General features: G+C 71.9%; 1 protein-coding gene. It reads left to right on the plus strand.

What is annotated here, in order from left to right:
- A partial coding sequence (locus SB717_RS38980) for a hypothetical protein (RefSeq protein WP_410908625.1) occupies window positions 1–242 on the plus strand: 242 nt, incomplete at both ends.

The following is a 242-nucleotide window of genomic DNA, read 5'->3' on the forward strand; positions in this document are numbered from 1 at the left end:
CCCCCAGAACGCCGCCGACCCCCGGAACGTCTCCGGCGTCGCTCCTGCTGCCGCCACATCGCGTCCCGCCTTCCTGGTGGCGCTGACGGTCCTCCTGGCGCTCGAAGCTCTCCTGGTGCTGGCCCTGGCGGTCTGGCTGCTGATCGACCTCCTCACCGTCCGTCCGGTGTCCTACCCGTCGGCCGTCGCGATCACGGTGCTCGCCTTCCTCGCTGCCGCCTGGGTGATCGCGACGACGGTGG

The organism is Priestia sp. SIMBA_032 (assembly GCF_046535215.1).
Taxonomy (GTDB): Bacteria; Bacillota; Bacilli; order Bacillales; family Bacillaceae_H; genus Priestia; species Priestia aryabhattai.